General features: G+C 68.9%; 22 protein-coding genes. 3 read left to right on the forward strand and 19 right to left on the reverse strand.

The annotated features are described in order from the left end of the window. Positions 1-8: 8 nt before the first annotated feature. From AC07PZ_RS15650 to AC07PZ_RS15730, 17 genes are all read right to left on the reverse strand, one after another. Positions 9-719 (reverse strand): ABC transporter ATP-binding protein, encoded by a 711-nt coding sequence (locus tag AC07PZ_RS15650; protein ID WP_495296020.1) that lies wholly within the window; start codon positions 717-719, stop codon positions 9-11. After that, on the reverse strand, positions 716-1,477 hold the full coding sequence (locus AC07PZ_RS15655) for an ABC transporter ATP-binding protein (protein WP_495296021.1): 762 nt from the start codon (positions 1,475-1,477) through the stop codon (positions 716-718). Before AC07PZ_RS15655 ends, AC07PZ_RS15650 begins: the two co-directional genes overlap by 4 nt. Then, complete coding sequence (locus tag AC07PZ_RS15660) at positions 1,470-2,471, reverse strand: branched-chain amino acid ABC transporter permease (protein WP_495296022.1); 1,002 nt, start codon at positions 2,469-2,471, stop codon at positions 1,470-1,472. Before AC07PZ_RS15660 ends, AC07PZ_RS15655 begins: the two co-directional genes overlap by 8 nt. Next, positions 2,468-3,340 carry a branched-chain amino acid ABC transporter permease gene (locus AC07PZ_RS15665; RefSeq protein WP_495296023.1) on the reverse strand — a complete coding sequence of 291 codons (873 nt, stop codon included), beginning with the start codon at positions 3,338-3,340 and terminating at the stop codon, positions 2,468-2,470. The genes AC07PZ_RS15660 and AC07PZ_RS15665 overlap by 4 nt, the downstream gene beginning before the upstream one ends. 18 nt (positions 3,341-3,358) lie before the next feature. After that, positions 3,359-4,561: an ABC transporter substrate-binding protein gene (locus AC07PZ_RS15670; RefSeq protein WP_495296024.1), complete on the reverse strand. Its 1,203-nt coding sequence runs from the start codon at positions 4,559-4,561 to the stop codon at positions 3,359-3,361. Between the two features lie 13 nt (positions 4,562-4,574). Further along, entirely contained in the window at positions 4,575-5,357 is a 783-nt protein-coding gene (locus AC07PZ_RS15675; RefSeq protein ID WP_495296131.1) for a GntR family transcriptional regulator, read from the reverse strand. A 174-nt stretch (positions 5,358-5,531) separates the two neighbouring features. Next, entirely contained in the window at positions 5,532-6,302 is a 771-nt protein-coding gene (locus AC07PZ_RS15680) for an aspartate dehydrogenase domain-containing protein (protein ID WP_495296025.1), read from the reverse strand. After that, positions 6,299-9,751, reverse strand: a complete 3,453-nt coding sequence (locus AC07PZ_RS15685; RefSeq protein ID WP_495296026.1) for a molybdopterin-dependent oxidoreductase — start codon at positions 9,749-9,751, stop codon at positions 6,299-6,301. The genes AC07PZ_RS15680 and AC07PZ_RS15685 overlap by 4 nt, the downstream gene beginning before the upstream one ends. 22 nt (positions 9,752-9,773) lie before the next feature. Next, positions 9,774-10,148 (reverse strand): TIGR04076 family protein, encoded by a 375-nt coding sequence (locus AC07PZ_RS15690; RefSeq protein ID WP_495296027.1) that lies wholly within the window; start codon positions 10,146-10,148, stop codon positions 9,774-9,776. Positions 10,149-10,171: 23 nt separating this feature from the next. Next, positions 10,172-11,260: an aldo/keto reductase gene (locus tag AC07PZ_RS15695; protein WP_495296028.1), complete on the reverse strand. Its 1,089-nt coding sequence runs from the start codon at positions 11,258-11,260 to the stop codon at positions 10,172-10,174. 25 nt (positions 11,261-11,285) lie between these two features. Next, the gene (locus AC07PZ_RS15700; protein WP_495296029.1) at positions 11,286-12,554 is read right to left on the reverse strand and encodes an ABC transporter substrate-binding protein; all 1,269 of its coding nucleotides are present in this window, start codon (positions 12,552-12,554) and stop codon (positions 11,286-11,288) included. Between the two features lie 73 nt (positions 12,555-12,627). Further along, the gene (locus AC07PZ_RS15705) at positions 12,628-13,542 is read right to left on the reverse strand and encodes a branched-chain amino acid ABC transporter permease (RefSeq protein ID WP_495296030.1); all 915 of its coding nucleotides are present in this window, start codon (positions 13,540-13,542) and stop codon (positions 12,628-12,630) included. Between the two features lies 1 nt (position 13,543). After that, entirely contained in the window at positions 13,544-14,470 is a 927-nt protein-coding gene (locus AC07PZ_RS15710; protein ID WP_495296031.1) for a branched-chain amino acid ABC transporter permease, read from the reverse strand. Next, complete coding sequence (locus tag AC07PZ_RS15715; protein ID WP_495296032.1) at positions 14,467-15,231, reverse strand: ABC transporter ATP-binding protein; 765 nt, start codon at positions 15,229-15,231, stop codon at positions 14,467-14,469. Before AC07PZ_RS15715 ends, AC07PZ_RS15710 begins: the two co-directional genes overlap by 4 nt. Then, positions 15,228-15,983: an ABC transporter ATP-binding protein gene (locus tag AC07PZ_RS15720; protein WP_495296033.1), complete on the reverse strand. Its 756-nt coding sequence runs from the start codon at positions 15,981-15,983 to the stop codon at positions 15,228-15,230. The genes AC07PZ_RS15715 and AC07PZ_RS15720 overlap by 4 nt, the downstream gene beginning before the upstream one ends. Before the next feature lie 197 nt (positions 15,984-16,180). Next, complete coding sequence (locus AC07PZ_RS15725; protein ID WP_495296034.1) at positions 16,181-17,056, reverse strand: FadR/GntR family transcriptional regulator; 876 nt, start codon at positions 17,054-17,056, stop codon at positions 16,181-16,183. A 72-nt stretch (positions 17,057-17,128) separates the two neighbouring features. Then, entirely contained in the window at positions 17,129-17,977 is an 849-nt protein-coding gene (locus tag AC07PZ_RS15730) for a fumarylacetoacetate hydrolase family protein (protein WP_495296035.1), read from the reverse strand. A 104-nt stretch (positions 17,978-18,081) separates the two neighbouring features. Between AC07PZ_RS15730 and AC07PZ_RS15735 the strand changes: the two genes are divergently transcribed. The 3 genes from AC07PZ_RS15735 (at position 18,082) to AC07PZ_RS15745 (ending at position 22,855) form a co-directional block, all read left to right on the forward strand. Next, positions 18,082-19,173 (forward strand): malate/lactate/ureidoglycolate dehydrogenase, encoded by a 1,092-nt coding sequence (locus tag AC07PZ_RS15735; RefSeq protein WP_495296036.1) that lies wholly within the window; start codon positions 18,082-18,084, stop codon positions 19,171-19,173. 117 nt (positions 19,174-19,290) lie between these two features. Next, a complete protein-coding gene (locus AC07PZ_RS15740) occupies positions 19,291-21,621 on the forward strand; it encodes a hypothetical protein (RefSeq protein ID WP_495296037.1) in 2,331 nt (776 codons plus the stop codon). An 82-nt stretch (positions 21,622-21,703) separates the two neighbouring features. After that, complete coding sequence (locus AC07PZ_RS15745; RefSeq protein ID WP_495296038.1) at positions 21,704-22,855, forward strand: hypothetical protein; 1,152 nt, start codon at positions 21,704-21,706, stop codon at positions 22,853-22,855. A 28-nt stretch (positions 22,856-22,883) separates the two neighbouring features. On the opposite strand, the gene slmA is transcribed toward AC07PZ_RS15745, so the two are convergent. Both slmA and argB read right to left on the reverse strand, forming a co-directional pair. Beyond that, complete coding sequence (gene slmA, locus AC07PZ_RS15750; protein ID WP_495296132.1) at positions 22,884-23,540, reverse strand: nucleoid occlusion factor SlmA; 657 nt, start codon at positions 23,538-23,540, stop codon at positions 22,884-22,886. A gap of 31 nt (positions 23,541-23,571) precedes the next feature. Beyond that, positions 23,572-24,465, reverse strand: coding sequence for an acetylglutamate kinase (gene argB, locus AC07PZ_RS15755; RefSeq protein ID WP_495296039.1), 894 nt, complete (start codon positions 24,463-24,465; stop codon positions 23,572-23,574).

Below are 24,465 nucleotides of genomic sequence, written 5' to 3' on the forward strand. Positions count from 1 at the left end.
TGCGCGGCTCACAGTCCGAGGTAGGCGCGCCGCAGGTCGTCGCTGGCGAGCAGGTCCTGCGGCAGGCCGGAGAAGCGGATGCTGCCGTTCTCCAGCACATAGGCGCGGTCGGCGATCTCGAGCGACTGGCCGACGTTCTGCTCGACCAGCAGCACGGCGAGCCCGTCGTCGCGCAGCCGGCGGATCAGCGCGAACATCTCTTCCACCAGCAGCGGCGACAGGCCGAGCGATGGCTCGTCGAGGATCAGCAGCACCGGCTCGGCCATCAGGCCGCGGCCGATCGCGAGCATCTGCTGCTCGCCGCCGCTCATGGTGCCGGCGTTCTGCCCGATGCGCTCCTTCAGCCGCGGGAAGATGCCGAACACCTTCTCGAGGTTGCTGGCGCGGCGCTCGCGGGCACGGGTGAACGAACCGAGCTCGAGGTTCTCCAGCACGCTGAGGTTGGGGAACACCTTGCGGCCTTCGGGCACCTGGATCAGGCCGGCCTTCACCACGTCGCGGTAGTGCGCGCCGCTCAGGTCGTGGCCGTCGAAGCGCACGCTGCCGCTCCAGGCCGGCACCAGGCCGCACATCACCTTGTTGAGCGTGGACTTGCCGGCACCGTTGCTGCCGAGCAGCGCGACCATCTCGCCCGCGTTCACCTGCAGGTCGACGCCACGCAGCACCTCGACGCGGCCGTAGCCGCCGCGCAATGCGTTGATCTCGAGGAGTGCGGTCATGGCGTGCTCCCCGCTGCGGCCTTGCGCAGGCGCGCGGCCGTGCCATGGCCCAGATAGGCCTCGACCACCCGGTCGTCCGACGTCACTTCGGCCGGACTGCCCTCGGCGATCAGCTGGCCCTGCGCCAGCACCCAGACATGCTCGGCCAGGTGCATCACCGCCTGCATCACGTGTTCGATCATCAGCACGGTCACACCGCTGTCGGCGATGCCGCGCACCACCGGCATCATCTCGGCGATCTCCTGCGGGTTGAGGCCGGCCAGCACTTCGTCGAGCAGCAGCAGGCGAGGCCGGGTGGCCAGCGCACGCGCCAGTTCGAGCCGCTTGCGGCCGGCCACCGTGAGGTCGGACGCGGGCTTGTCCAGCTGCGCCGCCAGGCCGACCTGTTGCGCCACCTGCTCGGCGCGCTGCAGCGCCGCGCCGCGATGGCGCTCGTGCAGGTGTGCACCGACGGCGATGTTCTCGCGCACGGTCTGCGCCGCGAAGGGCTTCACGATCTGGAAGGTGCGCGTCATGCCGAGCAGCGCATTGCGATGCGGCTCGCGGCCGGTGATGTCCTCGCCGGCGAAGCGCACGGTGCCGCTGTCGGGCCGCAGGAAGCCCGACATCAGCGCGAACAGCGTGGTCTTGCCCGCGCCGTTCGGGCCGATCAGCGCGCTGAGGCTGCCCTCGCGCACCGACAGGCTCACGTTCTGCACGGCCTTCAGGCCGCCGAAAGCGCGCGACAGGCCCTGGATGGCGAGCAATGCGTCAGTCATGGCTCTTTCCCTTCGCGCCCTGGGCCGACCAGAGCTGCCGCACCGACTGCCCGATGCCCGCGATGCCGCGCGGCAGGAAGATGACGATCAGCACCAGCACCACGCCATAGATCACCATGTTGATGCCCGGCAGTTCGCCGAACAGGTTGCGCGTGAAGTCGGCCAGCACATGCAGCACGACCGCGCCGAGCACCGGCCCCCACAGCGTGCCCATGCCGCCCACGATGGCCGCGACCAGCGCCTCGACCGAGGTCACCGAGCCATAGGCGATGCCCGGGTCGATGTACTGGAACACCTGCACATAGAACGCACCCGCCGCGCCCATGAAGGCGGCCGACAGGCAGATGGCTGCGAGCTTGACGCGGAACGGGTTGACGCCGACGGCGCGCGCCGCGTCCTCGTTGTCGCGCACCGCCTGCAGGTAGGCGCCGAAGCGGCCGTTGCGCAGCCACCAGGTCACGAGCAGCGCCGCCACGACGAAGCCCAGCACGACCCACAGGTAGCCCGCGCGCGACGCGAACTGCATGTTCGCGACCGACTCGCGCAGCGGCACCATCAGCCCGACGCCGCCGCCCGTGAAAGGCACCGACACCGCGACGATGCGGAAGACCTCGGCAAAGGCCAGCGTGACGAGCGCGAAGTACGAGCCCTTGAGCCCGTAGCGAAAGCTCAGTCCGCCGACGAACAGCCCGACCACCGCCGCGCCGGCAACCGCCAGCGGCAGCGCGGCCCAGGGGTTGATGCCGCCCTGCAGTTGCGCGATCGCCTGGACGTACGCGCCCGTGCCGAAGAACAGCGCGTGGCCGAAGGAGAACTGGCCGCCGAAGCCGCCGAGGATGTTCCAGGCCTGCGCGATCAGGGTGGCGTAGAGCGCCATCATCACGAAGTTGAGCGCGACGCCGGAGGTCGTCACGAGCGGCACGCAGGCCACCAGCACGGTGAAGAGCGCGATGCCGGCGAGCTGCCGGCCGCCGGATGAGGACGTACCGCTCATGCCTTCGCTCCGAACATGCCCTGCGGCCGGAACAGCACGACGGCGATGAAGATCGCGAAGATGCCGAGCTGCCCGAGCGAATCGCCCAGATAGAGCCCGCCGAGCGACTCGATCACGCCCACCAGGAAGCCGCCGATCAGTGCGCCGACGAAGCTGCCCATGCCGCCGAGCACGACGATGGTGAAGGCCACCAGCACGAAGCCGCCGCCGACCTGCGGGTTGACGTAGTACGCCGGCAGCAGGAAGCAGGCGGCCGCGCCGAGGCAGGCCAGCCCGATGCCGAAGCTCATCGCATAGACGTGGTCGACGTCGATGCCCATCAGCTTGGCGCCCTCCTTCTCCTTGGCCACCGCGCGGATCGCGCGGCCGAGGTCGGTGCGGCCCATGATCCAGAACAGGAGCGCCGACACCACCAGCGCGCCCGCGAAAGCCACCAGCTTGGGCACCGCGATCATCGCGGGCCCGATGGCGACCGTGCTCAGCGAATAGGCGGTGTCGATGTTGCGCGTGTCGGACTTGAAGAACAGCAGCGCGAGGTTCTCCATCACGATCGAGATGCCGAGCGTGGCCAGCAGGATGTTCTCGTCCTTGCCGTGGCCGGCGCGGTTGATCACGATGCGCTGCAGGCCATAGCCGAGCGCGAACATGCCGGCCACGACGACCGGCAGCGCGAGGTACGGGTCGATGCCCAGCCGGTCCTTCAGGAAGTAGACCGCGTACAGCGCCAGCATCAGGCTGGCACCGTGCGCGAAGTTGATGATGTGCAGGACGCCGTAGATCAGCGTGAGCCCGAGCGCGATCAGGGCGTAGACCGCGCCGGTCGTGAGCCCGTTGAGCAGCGAGGGAAAGAGAATGCTGAAGTCGAACATCCGGCGTCGCTACTCCGTTCAGGCCTTCAGCGGGAACAGCGGTTCCACTTCGCGGTAGTCGCGCGGAATGATCACCTTGATGTCGTTCTTCACGACCTGCGTCATCAGCGGCTGCGCGCCCTCGTTCTGGCCGTTGACGAACTTCGTCGGACCGTACGGCATGATGTGATTCGAGAAGGTGCTCTTCTCCAACGCATCGATGATGGCGGCGCGGTCGGTCGACTTGGCGCGCTCGATCGCATCGGCCAGCACCGTCATCGCGGTGTAGGTCATGAAGACCTCGTAGCTGAAGAACTGGCCTTGCGCCTCGACCCGCTTGCGCAGCTCCTGCGCGCGCTTGTCCTTCGGGTTGAACCAGTGGTTGCAGTCGATGATGCCGTTGGCCGCGTCCGGAAATTCCTTCACGAACTTGTAGCTCGACGCGGCACCGCCGAGCACCGAGAAGATCGCCTTGGGCTGCACCTTCTGCTGCTGCATGGTGCGCACCAGCAGCGCGTATTCGTTGTAATAGTTGGCCGGAATCACGATGTCGGGGTTGATCGACTTCATGCGCAGCACGATGTTGTTGAAGTCGCGCGTCGGGTTCGCGTGCTTCACCACTTCCTTCACCTCGAAGCCGTAGCCCGGCAGCTCGCGCGACAGCAGTTGCGCGGTGCCGGCACCGAACAGCGACTCCTCGTGGATGATCATCACGGTCTTGGCCGGATTGCCCGCGGCCTTGTTCAGCACCAGCAGGTTGGCCATCGCGACCTCGGTCGACTTCTTGTAGCCGGGGCCGAAGCGGAAGGTGTTCTTCAGGCCGCGCTCGACGATCTGGTCGGCCACGCCGACATCGACCACGTGCGGCAGGTTGTACTTGGCCGCGGCCTGCGTGGTGGCCAGGCAGATCGCCGAGGCGAAGGCGCCGACGATGGCCGACACGCCGGCTTCGTTCATCTTCTCGACCTCGGCCGCGCCGGCTTGCGGCTGCGACTGCGCGTCGCCCAGCAGCGCCTCGAGCTTCGCACCGCCGAGCGACTTGATGCCGCCCGCCTTGTTGATGTCCTCGATGGCCAGCTGCGCGCCGAGCCGGCACTGCTGGCCCGAATAGGCCAGCGCGCCGGTCACCGGATGCAGCACGCCGACCTTGATGGTCTTGGGCTGCGCACCCGACACGAGCGGGAAGGCGATGGCGGTGGCCATCGCAGCGGACTGCGATACGAAGCGGCGGCGATTCTGCATGGGGCTTTCCTTTTCAGTTGAACTGGGCTGACACGTCATTGCTGACCCACACCTTGGCGTCGATGCCGCCCACGCGGGACAGCTGCATCTCGTAGGTGTATCGGTCGGGCCGGTAGAGGCCGTGCAGCCATTGCACGGGCCTGTCGGCGTCGTCATAGATCAGCCGGCGCACCGCGAGCAGCGCGGAGCCGACCGAGACTTCGAGGTGCTGCGCGAGCACGTTGTCGGCCAGGCGCGCGGAGATGGTCTGGTGCGCACGGCCGACCTTCACGCCCGACTCCTCCAGCAGCACGAGGATCGGCTTCTTCGCGAGCTCGCGGCGACCGAAGCGCCGCGCGATGCCGGCGGGCACGTAGGTCGTGATGTGGGACAGCGGGCCTTCGCGGGTGGAGCGCACGCGCACCGCTTTCTGGACCGGGTCGCCGAGCTGCAGCTGCAGCGCATCGGCGACCTGCGTGGACGCGGTGATGGTCGCCACGTCGATCACCTTGACCGACGTGTGCAGGCCCATCGTCACCAGGTTCTCGAGCAGCCCGCGCAGGTTGGCGCGCGACATGCCCTCGGTGCCGCGGGCATCGTTGGCGGCCGGCGGTGCCAGTGCCCGCGTGCGGCGGCCCGGGTTGCGCGAGATCAGGCCTTCGGCGGCCAGGCGTTCGAGCGCGCGGCGCACGGTGACGCGCGCCACGCCGAATTCGGCCATCAATGCCAGTTCGCCGGGCAGGCCGTCGGCGAAACGGCCCTCGTCGAGTTGCTCTCGCAACACCAGGTAGATCTGGTGGTATTTCGGCAAAGGCATCTGCGACATGCGGCCGATGTTTTGCTACTTCGAATGTTCTGTCAATGAGACATTTGAAAATGGAACGCGGCGCCGCACATTGGTGCACTGCAGCACTTCACGCCCCGTTCGAGGGCGACGAACCGGCCGACGGATACGGAAGCCGGGACGGCCAGCCGGCCTCGGCCGGCGCGCTCAGCCGACCCAGACCGGGCGCAGTTGCTGCTGCAGCGCCGCAATGATGGAGGCCGCCACCGGATGAATGCCGGGGCCGACGCGCGGCAGCACCTCCGCGCGCACGGTGCCGAAGCGGCTCTCGGCCGTCAGCGCGAGCCGGTTGCGCGCAACTTCGCCGGGATGGCTCACGCGGATGCGCGTGGCGTCCAGCCCCGGACCGGCCAGGGCGGCGGCGGCGGCCACGTTCACGCTGTTCGGGAACAGGGCCGCCGCGTCCCGCACGCTGCCCCGGAAGCGCTCGCCCGCCGGTTGGGCGCCGCCGGGCGGCAGCTCGATTTCCAGATCGAGCACGGCATCGGGATCGACGCTCGACATCGCCACGCCGTCCAGCCCGGCGATCGCACCGGCCAGCACGCGCAGCCGGTGGCCATGCAGGCGGGCCTGCCGCGCGATGCGCGCGCTCAGGTCCGCATCGGCCAGCGCCGCGGCGCTCACCGTCCAGAGGTCGGCGACGGCGAGCGCCGCCACGGCGTGGGCGGCCAGCGCGGCGGGGCCAGCGGCCTCGACGATCAGGTCGGGCGCGCTGCCCAGGAAGGCATCGACATCCGTCGTCATCCAGCGCTCGGCATCGGCGGGCGCCTGTCGCACCAGCACGGCGGCCAGCGTCCATCCGTCGAGCGCGCCGTCGCGCCAGGCCCGCACGACCGGCCCACCGATCCGGCCATGGCCGATGAGTGCGAAGCGCCGCGGCGCAGGCGTGTTCGTGGAAGGCTTGTCGATGGCGTTCACAGATCGATCTCCAGGTGGCTGGCCGGCACGGCGATGCAGGCCAGGCAGTCGCCCTCGTCCGCGACGGCCGTGGCTGCGAAGTGATGGACATGGCCGGCGCGCAGGCCGACGCGGCAGCTCTCGCATTGGCCGACGCGGCATCCGCCGGCAGCCGGTATGCCGAGCCGCTCGGCCATCGCGAGCAGGCTGCGGTCGTGGCCGTCCCACACTGCACGGCGTCCGCTGCGCAGGAAGTGGATGTCGAAGCGGCCACCGCCCACCGGTGGCGGTGCGGCCGCCTCGAAGCTCTCGCTGAAGATCGCGAAAGGTGGCACGCCGCGCGCGCGCAGGCCGCCGCGGAACTCGCGCAGCATCGTCGGCGAACCGCACAGGTAGAAGCGCGCGTCGGCATCGAACCATGCCGCGCCGATGTCGCGGACGCTGATGCGACCGATGCGATCGGGCGTGCGGTCGACCGACACGGCACCGCTGCGGCTGTAGCGGTCGACGATGGTCAGCGCAGGCAACGCGCGGGCCAGTGCGGCCAGCCGCGAGGCGAAGGCATGGTGACCCGCATCGCGGTTGCCGTAGAGCAGCAGCATGGGTGGCGATGCCGACGTTGACGGCCGGGCGGCCGCCATGGTTTCGAGCATCGACAGGAAGGGCGTGATGCCGATGCCCGTGGCGATCAGCACGGTCGGCCGCGCCGGCGTGACCGGCAGCAGGAAGCGACCGTCCGGCGACTGCGCCTGCACGGCCAGTACGGCGCCGGGCTGCGCCTCGAAGTGGCGGTGCAGCGCATCGGACAGCGCCGCGCCGCGTCGCACTGCGATCCGCCATTCGGGATGGCCTGCGACGTCCGCGGCGTGGATCAGCGAATAGAAGCGCTCCGTGCGCGCGAGGCCGGGCAGGTCGAAGGCCAGGCGGACATGCTGGCCCGGCCGGTGGTCGGGCAGCAACGTGCCATCGGGTGCCGCCAACCCGAGTTCGATCACGCCGTCGGCCGGGCGCGAGAGGCAGCGCAGCGTCAGCGTCTTCCAGCCGCGCCAGCGCCGGACGGCCGCCACGGCCTGCACGTCGCAGGGGTAGGCGCGCAGCGGTACCGAGCCGGACGGGCCGTCCGCCACCGCGGCGTCGACGAGCGCGTTCATGTTGCTGTGGTCCGGACTGAGCGGATCGACCGGCCCGAGTCCCAGGTCCTCGCAGGCCTGCCACCAGCCGAAGCTGGCCATGACCACGTCCGGCGCCAGGTCGTCGTCCAGCACGGCCCGGAAGCGCGCCGCGCCGCGGGCGGTGTGCACCTCGAACGCATCGCCGGGCGCGATGCCTCGCGCGTCGGCGAGTGCCGGATGCAGGCGCGCCTGCGGCTCGGGCTCGCGCGCACGCAGCGTCGCCAGGCCGCGGTGCTGGCTCTGGCAGTAGTAGCCGCTCTTGGCGCAGCACAGCGTGAGCGGCCACGCCGCGGCCGACGACGGGCTGCCGGCATCGAAGCGCGCCCGCGGTGCGACGACCTCCGGCACCGGCGGGATGCCCTCGGCCGCAAAGCGCGACGCATGGATCTCGACGCGCCGGCTCGGCGTCGCAAAGCCGCGCACGCCGCCTTCCGCAGCCGGCTCGGCGTACTGGCGCGGACGCTGCACGAAAGGCAGCCTCACCATGCCTTGCGGCTGGGCACGCAGCGCGGCCACCGTGAGGCCCAGCGGCGCCAATGCATGGTTCCAGCCGCGCTCGACATCGCCGTCGAAGAAAAGGTCGCCGTGGCCCAGCCGCACGGCCAGGTCGAACACGATGTCCAGGTCGGCATGCGCCTCGCTCCGCGGCGCCGGTGCGACCACCGCCGGCCGCAGCTGCACGGTGTGCTGCGCGGCGGCATCGATCTCGAAACCGATACGCAGGCCCTCGCGCTCGTAGGGCGTGCGCACCGGCAGCAGGTAGTCGGCGTGGCGCGCGGTGGGCGTCTCGAACAGGTCGCAGTGCACCTGGAACTCGAGCCCCTCCAGCGCCGCGCGGATGGCCTGCGAATCGGGCTGGGACATGAGCAGGTTGGCGCCGAAGCCGACCAGCGCCCGCACCCGGTAGGGCTCGCCCTGCACGACCGCCCGATGGAAGTCGGCGCCGAGCGTCCAGCCATGCGCCGGCGGGCCGAGCGGGCGCTGCGCCAGCCCCAGCGCGCGGGCGGCCTGTGCCGGATCGAGCAGCGTCCGGTCGCTGATCTTCGCTGCGGGCGCACGCGCCAGGTGCAGGTTGCCGCCGGGCGCATCGACGCTGCCAGTGATGGCATAGAGCAAGGCGATCGCGCGGTCTGTCTGCGTCGCGTTGGCGTGCTGGGCGATGCCGGTCCAGCTGAAGTAGCTGATGCGCTGTCCGGCCTCGCCGATCATCCGCGCCGCCTCGCGCACCTGCGCTTCCGGCACGCCGGTGAAGGCCTCGACCGCCTGCGGCGTCCAGGGCTCGCATGCGGCCATGTAGTGCGCCATGGCGGGCCGGCAGGCGACTGGGCCATCGGCCGTCTCGACGACGAAACGGCCCGAGAGCGCGAGCACCGCCGACAGCGACGGGGCCATGGCCTCCGAGGTGTCCAGCGCCACCGGCGCGCCCCGCGCCTGGTGCCAGGCCAGTGGCCGCTCGCCCTGCCCTTCGGCGTTCCCGGGCGCATGCGGATGCAGGTCGCGGGCGGTCAGCGGCCGGCCGTCGTCCTCGCGGATCAGGAAGGGCGCGTTGGTCCAGCGGCGCACGAAGTCGTCGTCATGCCGGCCTTGCGCGATCAGCTCGCGCGCCAGGCCCAGCGCGAGCGCCGCGTCGGTGCCGGGCCGCACCGGCAGCCACAGGTCGGCCTGGCGCGCATGGCGCGTGCGCACCGGGTCGACGACCAGCAACTTCGCGCCGCGCGCCTGCGCAGCCGCCACGCCCTGCGCCTGCGCGAGCCACACGTTGCCGGGGTTGAAGCCCCACAACATCACGAGCTCGCTGTTCGCGTAGTCGGGCATGCCGATGCCGGTGCCGAAGGTGAAGGCATGGTTGTGGTCGCGATGCCAGTTGCAGATCTCGACGCCGGTGAGGAAGTTCGGGCTGCCGAACGCGAAGACCAGCCGCTCGATCCACTCGAGGCTGTCCGACAGCGCGGTGGCGCCGGGCGATGCGCTCGCGAAGGCGACGGCGTGCGCGCCGCTCTCCGCGCGGATGGCCATCAGCCGCGCGGCGATGTCGCCGAGCGCTTCGTCCCATGAAACCTCGACCCAGCCCGGGTCGGGATCGCTGCGCGGGCGCGTGCGGCGCAAGGGCCGCGTGAGCCTTGCCGGGTGGTACTGCAGTTCGGGGCCGGCGCGGCCCTTGGCACACAAGGCACCGCCGGTCGGATGGCCTGCCAGCGGCTCGACACCCGTCAGGCGGCCGTCCTCCACGACGAACTGCGCGCCGCAGCGCGAACGGCACAGCGCGCAATAGCCCGCGACGCGTGGGGCCTGCTGCATCATGGCCGCCGCGGCATGCGGATCAGCCGTTGGTCTCGCCCAGCGGCACCACGCTGAAGTCGCCGTGGTGCAGCGGCCGCTTCTCGAGCCGCGTGATCTTGAAGCGCGCACCGCAGGCCGGGTCGGTGGACGCGATCAGGCAGTCCGACGTCATCCAGTCGTTCGGATGCGTCGGGCGCTGCTTGGCCGGGATGAAGGGCAGCACGGCCAACATGCCGTACAGCGAGAAGGTCGGGTTGTCCGCGGGCAGCACGATGCGCCCGCCGATCACGTCGAAGTAGTCGCCCTTCTTCACATGCATGACGAAGGGCCGGTCGGACTCGACCACCTCGACGCGCAGGTCATAGAGCTCGAACACATCGGGCGTTCCCGCCGCGGTCTTCTGGGTGTGGTCCATCTTCACTCCGTGGGGTTTGGGTTTCAGCCGCGCAGGGCTTCGAGCTGGGGCGACATCTCCATCTTCTCTGGAGCGCCGTGCGTGTTCTGGTTCATCTGCATGATCTTGGCGTGCACGCTTTCCTTGTCGCGCTCCACGTCGTAGCAGTCGCCCAGCGCACCGGGCATGGCGCTCGCCAGGGCGTCGAGCTTCGCGGTGTCCTCGGCATCGAGCTGCAGCCGGAAGATGTCGAGCGTCTCGTCGAGGTGCTTCGCGTCCTTGGCGCCGACCAGCGCGCAGGCGACCTGCGGCTTGTCGAGCACGTAGCGCGCCGACACCGCGGCGATGTTGCTGCCGTGCTTCTTCGCGATGCCGTCGAGGTCGCGCAGCATCGACTGGAAGACCTCCCAGCCGCCGAACTCCTCGACCATCAGCCGGTACTTCACGAGCGACCGGTTGGCGTAGGGCTGCGGCGGATCGGCCTGGCCCAGCCAGCGGTTCGACAGGAAGCCGCCGGCGATGGTGCCGTAGCAGAACAGGTGGATGCCGTTGTCGCGGCAGAAGTCGACCATGCCGCGCTCGGGGCGCAGGTCGAGCAGCGAATACTGCAGCTGGTTGGTGAGCAGCGTGACGCCGGCGCCGACGATCTCCTTCATGTGCGCGACGTTGAAGTTGGTGGTGCCGATGTGCGCCACCTTGCCGGCCTTCTGGAATTCCTGCAGCCACAGCAGCGCCTGCGTGCAGCCGGGCACGTCGTAGTCCCACCAGTGGAACTGCACGAGGTCGAGCCGCTCGACGCCCAGCCGGCGCAGCGACAGGTCGACGGCTACTTCGACGTCGCGCTTCGTCAAGCGCGGGATCAGGTCGATGTCGGGCGTGTACTTGGTCGACACCCGCAGCCGCTTCGCGAGCTCGGGGTATTTGCGGCGGAACACGCCGATGGTGTCCTCGACGCCCACATAGTGGTCGGCGCAGTCGAAGGCGTTGATGCCCGCCTCGACGAAGCGGCGCATGTCCTCGACGGCGTCTTCCTGGGCGTAGGGCGTGCCGTGGCGCGTGGCGAGCTGCCAGTTGCCCTTGGCCACGCGCGAGATGGTGTAGTCCGGCGCGAGCGTGATGGTTTCGATGGTCATGTGGATCTCCTGGTGGCGGCGCGGCTCAGAAGCCGGCCTTCTGGTTCAGGGCCTGCATCTCTTCGAGCGGGATCGTGCTCTCGGTGACGATGGCGCCATTGCTGAGCTTCCAGATCAGCATCGGCCCGCTGACGTCGCCGTTCTTGTCGAAGCGAAACGCGCCGGTGGCGCCGACGTAGCGGATCTTCTGGCCGGCCTTCAGCGCGTCCAGCCCCTTCTTGAGCCCTTCCACGCCCGGGCCGACCTCGATGCCGGCGGGGTCCTGCACGGCGCGCATGGCGTCGCGGATCGACGCGCCGTCGAGCTTGGGCGCGGCCTGCATCGCCAGCAGCGTGACGGCCGCGGCGTCGTACATCGTGTGCAGGCCGGGGCCGACCGCGGGACGGTTGTAGGCCGTCTGGAAGTCGTGGTTGAAGGCATCGGCGGTGGGGCCGGTCGCCTGGCCGTTGTCGATGCCGACGGCCTTGTCGAGGAAGCGCTCGCCCACGCCCTTGATGACGTCCATCGACCGCATGGTGTTGTGCAGCACGACGTTCCGGGTGCCGCCCAGCGCGAACCATTCGCGCAGCAGCACCGTGCCGTCCGCCGACAGGCCGACCAGCACCAGCGAATCGGGCTCGAGCGCCAGCGCCTTGGTCACGTCGGACCGGTAGGACGGCTGGTTCTCGGCATAGCCGAAGCTGCCCACGACCTTGCCGCCCATCTTCTCGATGGCCGTCTTGGTGTCGGGCGCCACGCCGTTGCCGAAGTCGTTGTTGATGTACATGATCACGGTCTTCTTGTAGCCGCGCTCGGTCACCGCCTTGGCATGCGCGAGCGCCGTGGTGCGCGCCGTGGGAATGGTGCGGAAGAAGTAGCCGCCGGTCTTGCCCTCTTCGGCCATGCGCGTGAGCGTGGGCGTCACGGCGCAGCAGGCCACCGTCGGGATCTTGTTGGGCACCGAGACCGAGTTCACGACCGCGAGCGCCGTGCCGCTGCCGACGAAGCCGACCAGCGCGTTGACCTTCTGCACGTCGACCAGGAAGCGCGCGGCGTCCAGGCCCACGGACGGCTGGCTGGTGTCGTCGCGCAGCACGAACTCGACCTGGCAGCCCTTCACGCCACCGGCCTTGTTGACCTGGTCGACCGCGAGCTTGCCGGCGTCGGCGATCACCTTGCCGATCGCTCCCTGGGCACCGGTGAGGGCCACCACGCCGCCGAGCTTGGGACACTCCTGCTGCGCGAAGGCCTGGCCCGCGGCCATCGCAAGGCCCAGCGCGGCCACGGCCGGCCACCTGCTTTTGTAAACGCTCATGTCATGACTCCTGGAGGGTTGGGAAGGAAGCAATGGAAGCAAAGGAATGGCGGTGCGAAGGGCATGGCGCGCCTCAGGCGGCGCGACGCGGCCCGAACAGGCCCTGCGGCCGGAACAACAGCGTGGAGACCAGCACCAGCCCGACGAGAATCGATTGCAGCGCGCCGCCCTGCGCCTGCCATTGGGGCGGCAGTGCCGAGACGATGGCGGCGCCGGAGAGCGTCCACAGGCCCCAGATCACGAAGCTGCCGGCGATGGCGCCCGCATTGCTGCCGCTGCCGCCGACGATCAGCATGGCCCAGATCTGGAACGTGAGGATCGGCATGAATTCGCCCGGGCTCGTGGTGCCCACGAAGCCCGCATAGAGCGCCCCCGACAGTCCCATGAGCATCGCGCCCATCACGAAGGCGGTGAGCCGGAAGCGCACCACGTTCTTGCCGAGCGCCGCGCACACCGCTTCGTCTTCGCGCAGGGCGCGCTGCACGCGGCCCCATGGCGACCGGAGCAACGCCTGCAGTGCCGTGTAGACGAGCGCCAGGATGCACAGGACGATCACGAGATACGCCCAGGCGAAGCCTTGCGGGCCCAGCGACTCGAACGGCCGCGGAATGCCCACCAGGCCGCGCGAGCCGCCGGTGAGCGGCTCGAGGTTGTTGACCAGCACCTGGATGGACGACGCGATGCCGAAGGTCGCGATGGCGAGGTAGTCGCTGCGCAGGCGCAGCGTCGCCATGCCCACGAGCAGCGCGACGACGCCGCTGATCACCAGCGCACCCGCGAGGCCGAGCGCGAACGGCGCGTTCAGGCGCACCAGCAGGTCCTGGCTCACCGGCATCGTGAGGATGGCCAAGCTGTAGCCGCCCACCGCCAGGAAGCCGACGACGCCGGCATTGAACTGGCCCGACACGCCCCATTGCAGGTTCAGGCCGAGCGTGGCGATCGACAGGATGGCGGCCACGGTGACGAAGAAGATCAGGTAGGACAGCATGTCAGTGATGCCCTTTGGGCGCGAACAGGCCGGCGGGGCGGAAGTACAGCACCAGCAGCAGCAGCACGAAGGGCACCAGCGGCTTGTAGGTGCTCGGGATCACCAGGGACACCAGGTTCTCCGTCAGGCTGATCAGCAGCGCGCCGAGCACGGCCCCGCTCACGCTGCCGACTCCCCCCAGGATGGCGGCGGTGAAGAGCGGCAGCAGCAGGTTGAGCCCCATCTCCGGGCGCAACTGCACGGTGACGCCGTAGAACACGCCCGCCAGCGCCGCGAGCATCGAGGACACGATCCACGTCATGCGCACCGCGGCGGCGATGTCGATGCCCGCGATGCCCGAGAGCACCGGGTTCTCCGCCACCGAACGCATCGCGATGCCGTAGCGCGTGCGCTGCAGGAAGACCCAGAGCCCCGCCAGCACCACCATCGTGACGCCGAACACGAGGATCTGGTCCGGCATCACCAGCACGCTGCCGGGCAGCCGCACCGCCATCTGGATCTCGGTGCTGTAGTTGTGCGGGTCGGGCCCGAACAGGAGCAGCACGAGGTTGCGCAGCACGAGCGCGAGGCCGAAGGACGCGAACACGAGCGTGAGCGGATCGGCCCCGCGGCGGCGCAGCCGGCGGTACACCAGGGCGTCGAGCAGCAGCGAAACGGCCACCGCCACGATCATGGCGAAGGCCAGCGCGAGCGGCAGGCCCCAGCCGAAGGAGAAAGGTCCGAGCGGCTCGGCCAGCGCGCCGCCCGCCACGCCGGGGCCGGCCACCATCGCGAGCAGGAACAGCGCCGCGTAAGCGCCCACGCCCAGCAGGTCGCCGTGCGAGAAGTTCGCGAAGCGCAGGATCGACAGGCTGAAGGTCACGCCGATGGCGCCCAGCGCCACGATCGCGCCCGACAGCAGGCCGTCGACGATGGCCTGGGCGATCATGCGGCGCCCTCCTCGACGGCGGATGCCGGTGCCGCCGCATGCTGCGCGTGGCGGCCCAGGTAGAGCTCGCCGACCACCGGGTCGTCCTGCAGCGCGCGGGCCGGGCCTTGGTGCGCGACGCGGCCGGTGACGAGGATCAGCCCGCGGTCGGCGATGCGCAGGCCGGCCTTGACGTTCTGTTCGACCATCAGCACCGCGATGCCGCTGTCGGCGATCCGCCGGACCTGCTTGAACACTTCGGACACCATGAGCGGCGACAGGCCGGCGCTGGGCTCGTCGAGCAGCAGCAGGCGCGGTGCCGTCATGAGCGCACGCGCCATGGCGAGCATCTGGCGCTGGCCGCCCGAGAGCGCATGCCCCGCATGCGTGCGGCGCGCGGCGAGATCGGGAAAGCGCGCGTAGGCCTCGTCGAGACGCTGCTTCAGTTCGGACTTGAGCAGGTAGCCGCCAACGCGCAGGTTCTCGTGCACGGTCAGCGAGGTGAACACGTTCGCGTTCTGCGGCACGAAGCCCACGCCGGCCGCCGCGAGACGATGGGCAGGTGTCGTCGTGATGTCCTGGCCGGCGAGCATGACGCGGCCGCCGAACTTCGGCACGACGCCCGCCAGCGACTTCACGAGGGTCGACTTGCCCGCACCGTTGGGCCCGAGGATCACCAGGATCTCGCCCGCATGCACGTCCAGCGACACGCCATGCACGATGGGCAGGTCGCGCGCATAGCCGGCGACGACGTTCTCGGCACGCAGCACCGCGTCCGTCATGGTTGATCTCCGAGGTAAGCCTCGAGCACGCGAGGATCGTTGCGCACCACGTCGGGCGACCCTTCCATCACGACCTTCCCTTGCGCCATCACGATGACCGGGTTGCACAGGCGCATGACCATGTCCATGTTGTGTTCGATCAGCAGGAAGGTGATGCCGCGCCGGTTCAGCAGAAGGATCCGCTCGACCAGGCTTTCGAGCAGCACCGGGTTCACGCCCGCGGCCGGCTCGTCGAGCAGGATCATCGAAGGCTTCGCCATCAGGATGCGTGCCAGTTCCAGCAACTTCTGCTGGCCGCCGGACAGCACGCGCGCCGGCTGGTCCGCGAGATGCGAGAGTCCGACGAAGTCGATGACCTCGCGGGCCTGCGCGAGGTTCGCCGCGTCCTGCGCGCGCACCTTGCCGCGCTGCAGCCAGGTGTTCCAGAAGCGCTCGCCGGCCTGGCCGGGCGGCACCAGCAGCATGTTCTCGACCACCGTGAGCGAACCCAACGGCCTCGGAATCTGGAAGGTGCGACCCAGGCCGCGATGGAACACCTGGTGCGCGGGCAGCCCACCGATGCCATGGCCACCCAGCGTGATGGTGCCGGCGTCGGGCGCATGGCTGCCGGCGATGGTGTTGAACAGGGTGGTCTTGCCCGCACCGTTCGGACCGATCAATCCGGTGATGGTGCCGCTGCGGACATGCAGGCTCACGCCATCGACCGCACGCAGCGCCCCGAAGGTCTTGACGACGTTTTCAAGCTGCAACACTGGCTTGCGACTCCTTGGCGCCGATGGGAAGCGGATTCTCCGGCCAGACCCGTCGGGGCCACTCCGGGATTCCACTGAAACATCCAGAAATTTACCGAATTCGGTATATTTTTATACTGACATTAGCAAGTGCCATGCCCGGCGCGGATCGCGGTCGCGGCGGTACGGGCGGGGGAATCCGCCCCGCCTGCGCACCGTTATGGTTGCTTCTTGCCGCGCTTCGCAGCCGGCGCGCGCACCGACGGTGCCGTTTGGGGCGTGGGCGCGGGCCATGGTCCAGCGGCCGTGCCGGCGACCAGGCGCGGCCGCCGGCGCAGGCGCCGTCCGGTCGCGCGCTCCCAGGCGCCCTCGAGCAGCCCGATGCGGTCGAGCGTGGCCTTGTCGATCAGGTCGGGGTCGCCGCTCTCGATGGCTTCCAGCGAGTTGACGAGCGTGCGCGTGGAGACGCTGATGTCCTCCAGCTCGGCCAGCGCATGCATGCGCACCGGCTCCATGCGGCGCAGCAGGATTTCCATCATCTGCACGATGACGCTGTTCTGCGTGGCACGCGCCACCGCGATGTTGAAGCGCGTGCTGGCGATGGTCATGAGCTCCATGCCCTGGTGCGTGATGCGCTTCTTGCGGTACGGTGCGCTGGCCTGCTCGCTCAATGTCACGGCCTCGTGCATGGCCTGGAAATCGGCGGGTGTCCCGTAGGCCGCAGCCATGCGCGAGACGTGCGGCTCGATCAGCCGGCGCGCTTCGAGCACGCCCGCGATGTCATCCATCGGCAGCTCGGGCAGCGGCAACCCCGCGAGCTCCGGCGGAATGGACTCGCTGATCACGAAGATGCCGCCGGAAGAACCCGGCAGCACGTTGAGGACGCCGCCCTGCACGAGCAGCTTGATGGCCTCGCGCAGGGTCGGGCGCGACACGCCGAGTTGGGTCGACAGGTTCTGTTCGGACGGCAGGCGCTCGCCCACTTTCACGTCGCCGGCCCGGATGGCCTCGGAGATGCGGTAGGCCACGATCTCCGCCGGCCGCACGAGCTGGACCGGCTGGAACACGAAACGGGTCGATTGGATACGCGCCACGGATGGATGACCTCTTGACGGGGGTTGGAGTGCAACGCAACGCGGGCCGGCGAGCCCGCGTCCGTTCGACGTTCAGCGCCTGAAGGCGATCACTTCCTGGCGCTGCTCGCCGAGGCCTTCGACGCCCAGCGTCATCACGTCGCCCTTCTTCAGGTAGAGCGGCGGCTTCATGCCGAGCCCGACGCCAGGCGGCGTGCCGGTGCAGATGACGTCGCCCGGCATCAGCGTGATGAACTGGCTCACGTAGCTCACGATCTTCGCCACGCTGAAGATCATGTTGCGCGTGGTGCCTGTCTGCACGCGCTTGCCGTTGAGGTCGAGCCACAGGCCGAGCCGCTGCGGGTTGGGCACCTCGTCGCGCGTGACGAGCCAGGGGCCGATCGGGCCGAAGGTGTCGCAGCCCTTGCCCTTGTCCCAGGTGCCGCCGCGTTCCATCTGGAACTCGCGCTCGCTCACGTCGTTGACGGTGCAGTAGCCCGCGACGAAGTCGAGCGCTTCCTTCTGCGACACGTGACGCGCGGTCTTGCCGATGACGAGGCCGAGCTCCACTTCCCAGTCGGTCTTGACCGACCCCTTGGGCAGCATCACGGGGTCGTTGGCGCCCTGGATGCAGCTCGTGGCCTTCATGAAGATGATGGGTTCCTTCGGAATCGGCGCGCCGGACTCGGCCGCATGGTCCGCGTAGTTGAGGCCGATGGCGATGAACTTGCCGATCTGCGCGATGGGTGTGTCCAGGCGCGGCTTACCGCGGACCAGCGGCAGCTTGTCGGTCTTCAGCTTGCTCAGCTTGGCGAGCGCGGCATCGCCGAGCTGCTCGGGGCCCAGGTCCTTCACGACCGCGCTGAGATCGCGCAGCTTGCCGTCGTTGTCGATGAGGCCGGGTTTTTCCTTGCCGGGGTTGCCGTAGCGGACGAGTTTCATTGCTTCCTTTCGATGCACATCTTGAATGTCGGAAGCCTCGCAGGCTACCCCAAACATGCGGCGCCGTCAGAATGGACCTTCCCTCGCTTCATGAAGAAATCGCCATGCCTCTTCTCCTTGCAGAGCCGCTGCGCCAGCAGTGCGCAGCCATCCTGACCGCCGCCGGCAGCGCGCCGACGGAAGCCGCGCAGGTCGCGGCCAACCTCGTGCTCGCCAACCTGAGCGGGCACGATTCGCACGGCGTCGGCATGCTGCCGCGCTACATCGACGCAGTCGCCGAAGGCGGCCTGCGGCCCAACACGTCGGTGCGCACCAACGTCGATCTCGGCAACCTGCTGGCCCTCGACGGCCAGGGCGGCTACGGCCAGATCGTCGGCGTGCAGGCCACCGAAATGGGCATCGCGCGCGCCAGGCAGCACGGCAGCTGCATCGTCACGCTGGCGCATGCGCACCACCTCGGCCGCATCGGTCATTTCGCCGAGATGGCAACGGCGCAAGGGCTGGTGTCGCTGCACTTCGTCAACGTGCTGTCGCGGCCGGTGGTCGCGGCCTGGGGCGGCGGCGATGGCCGCTTCGGCACCAACCCGTGCTGCATCGGCGTGCCGCTCGCAGGTGCCGAACCCTTCGTGCTGGATTTCGCGACCAGCCGCGTCGCGCAAGGAAAGATGCGCGTCGCGCACAACAAGGGCGAGCGCGTGCCGCCCGGCTATCTGATCGACGAGCAGGGTCGCCCAACGGACGATCCGGGCGTGGTGGTGGTGCCGCAGAACAAGGGCAACGAGCCCGGTGGCGGCCTGTTCGGTGCGCTCATGACCTTCGGCGAACACAAGGGCTATGGCCTGGCCGTGGCGTGCGAGCTGCTGGGTGGCGCCCTCACCGGCGGCGGCACCTGGCACAAGCCTGCCGACGCATCGCGCTCGGTGTTCAACGGGATGCTGACCGTGCTGATCGATCCCGCGAAACTGGGCACGCAGGCCAGCTTCGCGCAGGAGGCGCAGGACTTCATCGCCTGGCTGCGGCAGAGCCCTCCCGGTGCCGGTTTCGACGCGGTTCAGATCGCGGGCGAACCCGAGCGTGTGGCACGCCGTGCGCGCGAACGTGACGGAATCGATATAGATAGTTCAACGTGGAAGGAAATCGCCGAAGCCGGCCAGAGGGTGGGTGTGACAGTGGGGGCGAACGTCTCACAGGTTTGAGGGATGCGAGCCAAAACTCCGCTCAGAACAATGCGGCGCAAGTAGCCCGGTTTCGCTGATGGCGTCGAAGCGGGCTGCTCATGAGCCATCCCGCATTCAATCCTGACGGAGCCCTCGGTGAAATCATTCCGCATACGACCTTCCCTGTTGCCATGTTCGTGGGCCATTGCCCTGCTGCTGACCGCTTGCGGCGGTGGAGGCGGTGGCGGTGGCAGCGCCGATGGCACGTCGCAGCCATCGACCGTCAGCATCGCGACCAGCGGCGTGGCTGCCAAGGGCCTGCTGTCCGACGCCAAGGTCCAGGTGTACGGGATCAGCGGCGGCAAGGTCGACGAGAGCACCGTACTGGTCGAAGGAACGACCGACGCCGGTGGCGCGTACAAGCTGAACATCGCGCGCACGGGCCTGGTCATGGTCAAGCTCAGCGTGGTGGCCGGCAAGACGCTGATGTACGACGAGGCGACCGCATCGTCGGTCGAGCCACCGAGCACCTTCACGCTGCGCGCCGTACTCAACCTGAACGCCGGCGACACGCCGTCCATCAACCTCAACCCGTTCACCGATGCGGCTGCCGCGCAGGCGCTGGCCTCCAGCGACGGCCTGACCGCGGCCAGCGTGGCCAAGGCGAATGCCGACATCGGCACGGCGCTCGGCTTCAACCCGCTGAGTGCCGCCGCCACCTTCGACGCCACCGACAGGAGCAAGCCCGAAAGCCAGCTCGCGCTGGCGCTGGCGGCCATCTCCGAGATCGCGAAGGACACCGACAGCGCAACGCTGCTCGGCTGTACCGAGACCGCCACGGCGGCGCAGATCGCCTGCGTGGTCAAGAGCATCTCGGACAAGTCCCTGGCCAATGCAACGGTGGTGCTGCAGCTCCAGAACAAGATCGCGACCGTGCGCGACGTCAAGGACGTGCAGGTCAACGTCGACGTCCAGGCGGTGAGCAGCACGGACCCCGCCGCAACCGGAACACCGCTCGACAACGCCAAGGCCTTCTTCGCCACGCTGCGCAGCAATGCCAAGGCGCTGAACGCGACCGACATGTCGCTGCAGACCGAACTGAAGACGCTGGCAGACGGCGTGAGCCAGCGCTCCCTGCCGCTCGCGCAGAAGGGCCTGGAAGCGCTTCAGATCGGCCAGAAGGCGATCGAGTTCTGGCGCGACATCAAGGTCAACAACGCGGCCTTCACGAACAACCGCTCGTTCACGGCCAACGGCGGCGCACTGGGTGGCTGCAGCCTTTACCAGGACAAGAACTACACCGTGCTGGCGACCGACAAGGACAACACGCTGTACGTGGCGTGCGGCGGTGCGGAGACACGGGTGCGGGCCACCGACTCGAACGGCTACGTCGCCAACTGCACGACCGAGGGCAGCAACTGCTACACGGCATGGAGCATCCGGGTCAGGATGCAGCCCGGCGCCGATGCCGACACCTTCCTCATGAACACCCAGACGCGCAAGGCCGCCTGGGTGCTGACGGGTGGCGTGCCCCAGGAAGCGACGGCGCGGCGCATCAACTATGGCGCTGACTTTCCGGGCAACGCAGCCACGATCGTCTCGCACCGGGACAACGGCATCTACACGGCCTTCAGCCTCAACGGCGAGCTGTCGCCCTCGTTCGAGATCACCCAGGAATCGACGCCGATCTACGTATCGGGCCAATACCAGGGCAACACGCCGGCGGTGGTCGAGCTGCTGGGCGACAAGCACAACGTCGCGCTGGCAGCCAGCCTCACCGACGTGAGCGCAGGCCTTCACAAGCTGTCTGCCGAAGGCTCCGTGGAAGTGGTCAAGGCCGGTGTGGTGGACAGCCGCATCGAGCTGCAGCCCGGCTCCTATGTGACCATCGGCGAAGGTGCCGCCATCGTCCAGAGCGAAGCCCTGTTCATGCTGAAGGCCAGCACGCCGGACGGCGGAGTGACCGGCAGCCTGAAGGTGTCCGCCTTCGCCGCCGACGCCGATGTGCAGGACGTGCTTCCCACACGCATCGACTTCAGCGGCAGCGTCCAGCGCGCAGGCCGCGACTTCTTCAGCGGCAGCTTCACGTTGCGCGACAGGAACCGCCCGAACTTCCATAGCCTGCAGGCGCCCAGTGCCAGCAACTTCGCGCTGTACGAGCTCACGGCCGCCGGTACGCTGGACATCCCGACCCGTCCGGTGCTGACGGCATCGCTGAGCTACAGCGAGAAGACGGCAGCCGTGAAGACGGTGGCTGCATCGGGGCAATACAAGCAGGGCGCCATCACCATCAACGGGCAGTACAGCGAAAGCGGCGTCGCCCCTGGCGTTGCGGTGCTGGAGAGCACGACGGGCATCAGGGTCGTGCTGCCGAACATCGATGGCGTGACGACGGTGGACGTGACCAGCAACGGCACCAAGGTGGGCGTGCTGAACCTGTCGAACTCACGCGTCACGTATTCCGACGGCACCTTCGAGCAGTACTGACCTGCCACGCGACGCCGGCAACGGCTTCGTGAACCGACAGCGCCCGCCTCGTGCGGGCGTTTCCACTCCTCCCCCGCGCCCCATGATGCCGAATCACATCTCTTCTTTTTCCATTCCGGCGCTGCTTGTCGGGCTCTGCCTGACGAGCGCGGCCGCGGCGCAGGATGGCCGGTGGCAGCTCCACACGGCGCTCTCGGATGCCTTCGCATCCAATGGCATCCCCGTGGCCGCGATCGAACAGCCGGGCTGGGCCGATCACCGCGCGCCCGCATCGGGCAACAACCATGCGTGGCGCGCCATCCGCGCGGAGGCCGGCGCCACACATCCGTCCGGCTGGTCCTTCGGTGCGCTGGCGCGCAGCGAGGCCTTCCTGTCGGTCAGCGGCGACGCGGCACGGCTCTATGCCATCGATCAGGCCGGCGAATCGCCCGCGGCCGGGCAGACCTATGCGGTTCGTGCCGAACTGCAGGGGTGGCGCGGGCGCGGCGTCACCGTGGGCACGCCATGGTGGCCGGTGGCCGGCAACTGGCGCTGGTCGGCCCAGGCCGATGCCTTGCGGCTGGACCGCCTGCGCACAGGCGGCCTCGACGGCAGCATCGGCTACACCGCCAGCGGGGCCTATGACATCGCGGCCGAGGGCTATCGCAGCGATGCGCGGATCACCGGCCCGTTCCTGGGGCCGTCGGACCCGACGGGCTGGGGCGGCACGGTCTCGCTGGCATTCGAAGGCAAGCCCACCGACGATCTGCACGTGCGGCTCGAGGCCCGCGATCTGTTCTCGCGCCTGCATTGGGGCGCGCTGGCCACCGAGAGTGCCGTGGCCAACACCCGCGTGACCAGCCGCAATCCGGACGGCAGCCTGGACTACGGCCCGGCCATCTCCGGCCGTCAACGCCTCGAGACGATGGATGCCCGCATCGGCACGCAATGGATCGCCCGCCTGGCCTGGCAGAAGCCGTTGCTGCCCGGCATCGACGAAGGGGCATGGACCATCGAGGCGTCGCGCAAGGCCGGACTGAATCTGGTGTGGCTGGGCTGGCAGTCGCAACTGGATTTCGGCGACAGCGCACCGGCCGATCGCCGTTTCCGCTGGCGGCTCGTGGTGGAGCCTCACCTGGGTGCACTCGGTGGCGAAGTCCGGTACGCCGGCTGGTTCGTCCGACTGGTATCGGACAGCACGAACCACTATGCGCGCCTGCGCCAATGGCAAGTCGGCTGGACGCTGGCGCTGTGACGCGGCAGCGCCGGCCCGCGCGCGGCAGTTAAAGCATCAGGGCGATGCTCGCCTCGAGGTGCTCCGACGGCAACCGGCGAAAGCCCGAACGCGCATAGCGCTGCAGCCGTCCGGCAACGAAAGCCGCCAGCGCCGACGCACGCACCTGCGCGTCGACCGTCGGCGTGGCCGAGCCGCCGGCGGCGGCCGCGTCGCGCAAGGCCTGGCGCAGCATCGACTCGAGCTTGTCGAAGAACTGGTTCATGCGGCTCTGCAGCCGCTCGTTCTCGTAGACCAGCGCATCGCCCACCATCACACGCGTCATGCCCGGATTCTTCTCGGCGAACTGCACGAGCAGCGACACGATGCGTGCCGCCTTGTCGCGCGCCGGCGCATCGCGATCGAGGATCTGGTTGACCAGCGTGAAGACGCTCTGCTCGATGAACTCGATCAGGCCTTCGAACATCTGGGCCTTGCTCGCGAAGTGGCGATAGAGCGCCGCTTCGCTGACGTCGAGCCGCGCAGCCAGCGCTGCCGTCGTGACGCGCTCGCCACCGGGCTGCTCGAGCATGGCGGCCAGCGTCTGAAGGATCTGCACGCGCCGCTCGCCCGGCTTGGGGCGCTTGCGTGCGGGGGGCGGCGCGGCGATGACGGCGACGGGCTCCACCGTCGGCGCACTTGTGTCTTCTTCGGGCAAGGGCTGCATCTTGTTGTTGTTCTTTGAAAGACGCACGCGCTCAGCGGGCGCGGATCATGGTGCCGTAGGCCTGGTCGGTCAGGATCTCGAGCAGCATCGCATGCGGAACGCGGCCATCGATGATGTGCACCGCATTCACGCCGCTCTTGGCCGCGTCGAGCGCGCCCTCGATCTTCGGCAGCATGCCGCCGGAGATCGTGCCGTCGGCGAAGAGGTCGTCGATTTCACGGGCGCTCAGGTTGGTCAGCAGGTTGCCGGCCTTGTCGAGCACGCCGGGCGTGTTGGTCAGCAGCATCAGCTTCTCGGCCTTGAGCACGGTCGCCAGCTTGCCGGCGACCACGTCGGCGTTGATGTTGTAGCTTTCGTTTTCCTCGCCGAAGCCGATCGGGCTGACGACGGGAATGAAGGCGTCGTCCTGCAGCGCCTTGACCACGCTCGGATCGATCGAGACGATGTCGCCGACCTGGCCGACGTCGTGCAGGAGGCTCGGGTCATTGCGGTCGGCGAGCTTGAGCTTCTGCGCGCGGATCAGGCCGCCGTCGCGGCCGGTCAGGCCCACGGCCTTGCCGCCGGCCTGGTTGATCAGACCCACGATGTCCTGCTGCACTTCGCCGGCGAGCACCCATTCGACCACCTCCATGGTCTCGGCATCGGTCACGCGCATGCCCTGGATGAAGCTGCCCTTCTTGCCGAGCTTGTTGAGCGCGGCCTCGATCTGCGGACCGCCGCCATGGACCACCACGGGGTTCATGCCGACCAGCTTGAGCAGCACCACGTCTTCGGCGAAGTCGGCTTGCAGCGCGGGGTCGGTCATTGCATTGCCGCCGTACTTGATGACGATGGTCTTGCCGTGGAACTTGCGGATGTAGGGGAGCGCCTGGGCAAGGATCTCTGCCTTGTCGCGCGGGGGAATGTTCAGGACGGGGTCGGTCAT

The sequence above is a fragment of the Variovorax sp. GW821-FHT10B04 genome, from assembly GCF_059415645.1.

Coding starts and splice junctions, on each gene's coding strand:
- argB (WP_495296039.1), bottom strand. CDS start 24,465: ATGACCGACCCCGTCCTGAACATTCCCCCGCGCGACAAGGCAGAGATC.
- AC07PZ_RS15675 (WP_495296131.1), bottom strand. CDS start 5,357: ATGCCTTTGCCGAAATACCACCAGATCTACCTGGTGTTGCGAGAGCAA.
- AC07PZ_RS15690 (WP_495296027.1), bottom strand. CDS start 10,148: ATGGACCACACCCAGAAGACCGCGGCGGGAACGCCCGATGTGTTCGAG.
- AC07PZ_RS15735 (WP_495296036.1), top strand. CDS start 18,082: ATGCCTCTTCTCCTTGCAGAGCCGCTGCGCCAGCAGTGCGCAGCCATC.
- AC07PZ_RS15655 (WP_495296021.1), bottom strand. CDS start 1,477: ATGACTGACGCATTGCTCGCCATCCAGGGCCTGTCGCGCGCTTTCGGC.
- AC07PZ_RS15710 (WP_495296031.1), bottom strand. CDS start 14,470: ATGATCGCCCAGGCCATCGTCGACGGCCTGCTGTCGGGCGCGATCGTG.
- AC07PZ_RS15670 (WP_495296024.1), bottom strand. CDS start 4,561: ATGCAGAATCGCCGCCGCTTCGTATCGCAGTCCGCTGCGATGGCCACC.
- AC07PZ_RS15715 (WP_495296032.1), bottom strand. CDS start 15,231: ATGACGGACGCGGTGCTGCGTGCCGAGAACGTCGTCGCCGGCTATGCG.
- AC07PZ_RS15705 (WP_495296030.1), bottom strand. CDS start 13,542: ATGCTGTCCTACCTGATCTTCTTCGTCACCGTGGCCGCCATCCTGTCG.
- AC07PZ_RS15695 (WP_495296028.1), bottom strand. CDS start 11,260: ATGACCATCGAAACCATCACGCTCGCGCCGGACTACACCATCTCGCGC.
- AC07PZ_RS15650 (WP_495296020.1), bottom strand. CDS start 719: ATGACCGCACTCCTCGAGATCAACGCATTGCGCGGCGGCTACGGCCGC.
- AC07PZ_RS15745 (WP_495296038.1), top strand. CDS start 21,704: ATGATGCCGAATCACATCTCTTCTTTTTCCATTCCGGCGCTGCTTGTC.
- slmA (WP_495296132.1), bottom strand. CDS start 23,540: ATGCAGCCCTTGCCCGAAGAAGACACAAGTGCGCCGACGGTGGAGCCC.
- AC07PZ_RS15660 (WP_495296022.1), bottom strand. CDS start 2,471: ATGAGCGGTACGTCCTCATCCGGCGGCCGGCAGCTCGCCGGCATCGCG.
- AC07PZ_RS15665 (WP_495296023.1), bottom strand. CDS start 3,340: ATGTTCGACTTCAGCATTCTCTTTCCCTCGCTGCTCAACGGGCTCACG.
- AC07PZ_RS15700 (WP_495296029.1), bottom strand. CDS start 12,554: ATGAGCGTTTACAAAAGCAGGTGGCCGGCCGTGGCCGCGCTGGGCCTT.
- AC07PZ_RS15685 (WP_495296026.1), bottom strand. CDS start 9,751: ATGCAGCAGGCCCCACGCGTCGCGGGCTATTGCGCGCTGTGCCGTTCG.
- AC07PZ_RS15730 (WP_495296035.1), bottom strand. CDS start 17,977: ATGAAACTCGTCCGCTACGGCAACCCCGGCAAGGAAAAACCCGGCCTC.